Origin of the sequence: Kitasatospora sp. NPDC059812, assembly GCF_042732075.1 — a bacterium.
GTDB lineage: Bacteria > Actinomycetota > Actinomycetes > Streptomycetales > Streptomycetaceae > Kitasatospora.
On the sequence record NZ_JBHWIO010000185.1, the window covers coordinates 1 to 1564 of the forward strand.

1 protein-coding gene is annotated in these 1564 nt (G+C 69.5%); it reads left to right on the top strand.

What is annotated here, in order from left to right:
- Positions 1-1550, top strand: a 1550-nt coding sequence (locus ACFV6D_RS38835) for an IS4 family transposase (RefSeq protein ID WP_380563454.1), incomplete at its 5' end; no start/stop codon positions are given.
- Positions 1551-1564 lie beyond the last annotated feature (14 nt).

The following is a 1564-nucleotide window of genomic DNA, read 5'->3' on the forward strand; positions in this document are numbered from 1 at the left end:
GGCAGATTCCCTTCGAACTCGTCGACGACGTCTTGGCGCGGACGGGCACCACGCAGGCCAGGCTACGGATACTGCCCTCGCGGGTCGGCGTGTACTTCGTTCTGGCCCTGGCACTCTTCCCGAGCCTGGGCTACCTGCGGGTGTGGGACAAACTCACCGCCGGCCTGCGGCAGCTGAACCTCCTTCGTCCCTCGGAGAAGGCCCTGCGTGACCTGCGCCGCCGACTGGGACCGACCCCACTGAAGCTCTTGTTCGACAGCCTCGCCGGGCCGGTCGCCCAGCCGACAACGCCCGGCGTGTGCTACCGGAGCTGGCGAACCGTGGCCTTCGACGGCTGCAGTTCTGCCAAGGCCCCCGACCGGCCCCGCGTCTGCGACTGGCTCGGCAAGATCAAGCACCGCTACGGACAGGAGGGCTACCCCATGCTGAAACTCATGGCCCTGTGCGAGACCGGGACACGCGCCCTGCTCGGAGCAGTTTTCGGCCCGGTAGCCCCAGGAGAGACCGTCTACGCCGAGCAGCTGCTGCCGCTACTGAACGACAGCATGCTGCTGCTGAACGACCGAGGCTTCGACTCCGACGAGTTCCTGGCCCGCTGCGCGGCCACCGGAGCCCAGCTCCTGGTCCGCCTCGACAACCGCCGTACCCCCGCCAAGTGGGCCCACCTGTCCGACGGTTCCTACCTGACGCGGATCCGTGGGGTGCGCCTGCGCGTCATCGACGCCCAGGTCACAGCGACAATCCACGGGGGCGTCCGCATCACCGGCCACTACCGCCTGGCCACAACGCTGCTCGACCACCACCGCTACCCCGCAGCCGAGCTCGTCACCCTCTACCGCGAGCGATGGGAGATCGAATCAGCGTTCTACGCCCTGCGGCACTCTCTGGCCGGAGGGCTTGTCCTGCGCTCGCACGACCCCCTCGGGGTGCAGCAGGAGGTCTGGGCCCAGCTGGTTCTCTATCAGGCTCTTCGCCGGGCCATGGCCGAAGCCTCGGAGTCCGTGCCCGGCACCGACCCCGACCGGGCCGCGTTCACCGCCGCCCTCGAAGCCGCCAGAGACCAGGTCGTCGCCGCCGATGGCATCCTGTCCGACCCCACCCGACCCCTCCGGACCGGCCGAATCGGCCAGGCGGTCCTGGAGAACCTGCTGCCCGGGCGTCGGCCGCGCGTCGCACCGCGCCGCGTCAAGTGCCCCGTCTCCCGCTACGCGAACCCGCCCGACCAGAGCCAGCTCCGGGCCACCGCCCGCATGACCGGGATCACGGTCACCGTCCACCAAAGCGCCGAACTCGCCCCCGAGGGGCGACGGGATCGTACGCTCCAGCTCATGCGCGTTGACCCCGGCCGAGCCCGGCACGCCACCGAGATCGCCAAGGAACTAGGCCTTCCCCACCATCGGAGCCTGACCGGTGAGCTCATCCGCTGGGAAAGGGAGGGAATCCTGCGCAAGGTGGCCCCCGCGACCTACATCCTCGCTCCCGAATGGGCCGTTCCCGACCGGCTGGAACATCACCCGGACGTGGTCTTGACCAGCCCAACCACCCCTTAACTACGCGGCATTGG